This is a genomic window from Anabaena sp. AL09 (assembly GCF_001672255.1).
GTDB classification, from domain to species: Bacteria; Cyanobacteriota; Cyanobacteriia; order Cyanobacteriales; family Nostocaceae; genus Dolichospermum; species Dolichospermum lemmermannii.
Genome location: NZ_LJOQ01000012.1, coordinates 1 through 3,506, shown reverse-complemented (window position 1 = coordinate 3,506; position 3,506 = coordinate 1). Strand labels below are relative to the sequence as shown.

Annotated in this window: 5 protein-coding genes; all 5 read left to right on the top strand. The window is 39.7% G+C overall.

Going from position 1 to position 3,506, the window contains the following annotated elements; genetic code table 11:
• The first annotated feature begins 46 nt into the window (after window positions 1-46).
• The 5 genes from AN490_RS02340 to AN490_RS02320 all read left to right on the top strand — a co-directional run bounded on the left by AN490_RS02340 (window position 47) and on the right by AN490_RS02320 (window position 3,424).
• A complete protein-coding gene (locus tag AN490_RS02340) occupies window positions 47-547 on the top strand; it encodes a helix-turn-helix domain-containing protein (RefSeq protein WP_299999602.1) in 501 nt (166 codons plus the stop codon).
• A 140-nt stretch (window positions 548-687) separates the two neighbouring features.
• Window positions 688-972: a hypothetical protein gene (locus AN490_RS02335; RefSeq protein ID WP_148766673.1), complete on the top strand. Its 285-nt coding sequence runs from the start codon at window positions 688-690 to the stop codon at window positions 970-972.
• 168 nt (window positions 973-1,140) lie between these two features.
• The gene (locus AN490_RS02330) at window positions 1,141-1,707 is read left to right on the top strand and encodes a DNA-binding protein (RefSeq protein ID WP_299999598.1); all 567 of its coding nucleotides are present in this window, start codon (window positions 1,141-1,143) and stop codon (window positions 1,705-1,707) included.
• Between the two features lie 56 nt (window positions 1,708-1,763).
• On the top strand, window positions 1,764-2,666 hold the full coding sequence (locus tag AN490_RS02325) for an ATP-binding protein (RefSeq protein ID WP_299999596.1): 903 nt from the start codon (window positions 1,764-1,766) through the stop codon (window positions 2,664-2,666).
• Complete coding sequence (locus AN490_RS02320) at window positions 2,666-3,424, top strand: metal-dependent hydrolase (RefSeq protein WP_299999594.1); 759 nt, start codon at window positions 2,666-2,668, stop codon at window positions 3,422-3,424. Before AN490_RS02325 ends, AN490_RS02320 begins: the two co-directional genes overlap by 1 nt.
• The last annotated feature ends 82 nt before the right edge of the window (window positions 3,425-3,506 follow it).

Here is a 3,506-nt window from a genome sequence, read left to right as displayed (position 1 = left end):
GACAATGATATAATAGATGTCGTGGTTTAAATCCGACCAAAGTACAATGAACAAAAAAGAAGCCGCAGCATATTTAGGTTGTAGTGAAAGAGCCATAGAGCGATATGTGAAAGACGGTAAAATATCTTGCAGCTATGAAAAAGGTAAAACCCGCACTGTAGCAGTATTTACGCAATCAGAACTAGATAAAATTAAATATCAATCGGAGTCCGTAACACCAGCTTATGAAACAATACCAGAACCACGACAAACCGCGACATTAGACGAGAATGAGCTAACAATATACCATGATGAACCTGTCGGGGTTGTCGAGGTTGGCGATATTTCCAAGCTATCGGCAATGGTGGAATTGCTTCTAGTTGGCCAACAACTAAAGGCCAGCGACAAACTGGTATTAACTGTTGATGAGTGCCATCAACTAACAGGATTCCCAAGGGAAATGCTTAAAGAAGCGATCGCTAATGGTCAATTATCAGCTAAGAAAATTGGTAGATCATGGCGGGTAAAAAGAAGCTGCTTAGATGCTTATATAGATGACGTATTATAATGCCGACAAACCACGACAATAGCAAAGTAAAAGCTGGCGATATGCGATGACTACAGCAGACGAAGCCATTACTAAGCTGTCGGGGTTGTCGTAATTATTGTGAGAGAATCAATAAATTAGTAAAAAGTTAAGAAAATACTATGGATAGGATGTTAAAAGTTTGTAGTCAATGTCAGCATGAACATTACTTTGAGGACTTTTGCCCTGGCAATTGTGACAACTGCAATTCTCCGTTAGTTGGTAATGCTTACCCAGTTAAATTATTAGATCAAGTTACTCAAGCAATAGATATTATTAGCAATCGGCTTGATTATAACTTTGATGAAGCATTAAATTATCTTTTTAAAGTATTGGCAGCACCTCAAGTTAGTGAAAACTTATTAAACGATCCAAGTATTTGGAAAATCTTGCAACCTCCAAAATAGTACACTAATTATAATTTTCATTAATTCTAATAGATGTATAAAAATTTCCCGTACAATCAATGGCGGCGTGTACAGCGTCGCTTTTTTTATATAATTTTATTGTACAATCACTGATACACAAATTAACACTTGTATAGTAAAATAGTACAAATTATTCTTTACAAAACTATGACTAGTACACCTTTAGAGCCAAGTTTGAAGGATAGAGTCTTTGAAATTTGTGAAAACCTATATAAAAATTCAGAAAAAATTACCCGTAAAAAGGTACGAGATGTACTAGGCGGGGGAAGTTATGAGTACATTTCGCCATTGGTGACAGAGTGGAAAAACCTTAATTCTGTACAGAACCAAGAAATTGAAGGTACAGAAACAGAGGAACAATCTAATATTGTTGTTTCCCAAGATCCATCAATTGAACAAGTACCGGAGGAGCTTTATGCTACATCAACTAATGCGGATTTTTTGGCAGATGATGATATGAGTACAATCCTCCGCAGTGGAGCAGAAAAAGCAGCATCATTATTGATGGCACAGGAAGCGGTGACAAGTCATTTTTTCCAAAATCCCAATGAACTGCCAGAGGATTTAAAGCAAAAGTTAAAGGGGATACGCGGAAATTTTACTCAAGCCCGCAGTCAGGCCGCAACGACTGCACACAACCCCCAAACTATGATCAACTTGGTGATGTCCAAACTGAAAAAACCAGACGACGAAGGGTTAGAGCTAATTGGTTAAAGCGAGCTTTTAGTGGATTCTTTGTTGCCGTAACTTCATTTAATCCAGTTAGTTTAGTGAATTACTTGCAGCAGCGTTTCTCTATCCCTGCTTTTACCGCTTTCTTCTCACTTTTCCCACAACGGACAATTTCCCCTTCGACAGGCTCAGGGCATCGCCCCAAGAATGAAGAACCGGAATTAGACACTGGTGAGTTTACCATTTATAGGCAAGCTGAGTTAAACCGGACTACAGCATCATTATTAGCTAATGGGGCAATTTTGATTGTCGGTGAAGAGGGTAGCGGTAAATCTGTCTTGGGAAATGCTGTTGTAGAAAAATTGACCTGTGATGGTTTCCTGGTCGCATTTGTTGAACCAACTACTCCCAAACAAATGCTTTTAGAGATTACCCAGCAGTTTGAACTTCCCACAGAAGACATCGAGGGGAAAAATCTGACTGTGGATAAATTGAAGAGAGCGATCGCTGAATTCTTAGGGGAAAACACAGCTTTTATCGTCCTCGATGATGCTCAAAACTGTGATATGAAATTTAGGATTTGGCTAAAACAATTACGCCGTAAGGGTGTACCGATGCTTGTACTTGCCACAGACCCACCCCGTTCTGATATCTTTATTAATATTCCCAGAATTGAACTGAAACCCTTACCAGAGAAGGCAATCAGACAAATTATGAAAGCAGCAGCGCAAGAAAGAGCGATCGCCCTAACGTCTGCCGATTTATCAAAACTTCAGGAACGCGCCGGGGGAAATCCGATGTTAGCTATTCGTGCTATCGAGGAGGAATATTTAGGTTTAGATATTGAAGGGGCTGATCACAGAAGATATTTTGACATCACACCATTAATTTTAGTAGTTGGTGTAATCTTTGTAATTATGGGTGGCATCGCGGCGGCTATATTCTTAGGACTCTCCCGACTGCTTTACAGTTTGCCTCAAGAGGAAAGGAGAATCAGGTAATGTTGGGAATTTCCCATTTACTAATTAGTGGAACTGCGGCCAGTTTATTACTGCAAACTGCGGACCCGGTTTTGATTGCTGTTGGTGCAATTGGTGGTCTACTCCCAGATGTTGATGTTTCTACTTCTCCAGCAGGTAAAATCTTTCCTTGGATTTCTGGGTATTTTCAAGAGACAATGCCCCATAGAAGCATGACTCATTCTATAGTTGCATCGGCTGTTGTGGCGATCGCTTCCTATGGAACCGCAATATTTATTCCCCAATTTATTCTTATAGCATCAGCGTTAACTATCGGGTACACCTTTGGCTGGTTTGCCGATTGTTTTACTCGCGGTGGTGTGGAGATGTTCTGGCCTTCACCTGTTAGGTGTGTTTGTCCTGGGAATCGGAATTTGAGATTAAAGACTGGCAGCAATGCTGAATATTTTATACTTTGTATTTTAATAGCGATCGCATTATCAGCATTTTCCATCAATTCCAAGGGAGGAATTTTAACCCAGTTTAATCGTCTAATTGCCTCTACATCAGGGGTACAGGGTGTGTACAATAGTTCTGGAAGTACCCATAAAATTGTTGCCAATATTAAGGGAGTCAGGGCGGGCGATCGGTCAAAAGTTGATGGCCAATTTCAGATTATTCAACCTAACGGGACTGGATTTATAGTTCTTGAACCTAAGACCAATAAACTATACAAAGCCGCAACTGACCCTGATAGTCAGATTGTGATTGAACAAATTACAGCAGATGTTTCTAAGTAGGTCGGCGGAAAAGTTTCTAACTATGTAACGAAAAGTTAAGAATGGTTATTTTTGTTAAAATGAATACGTTCTGTACTGTATT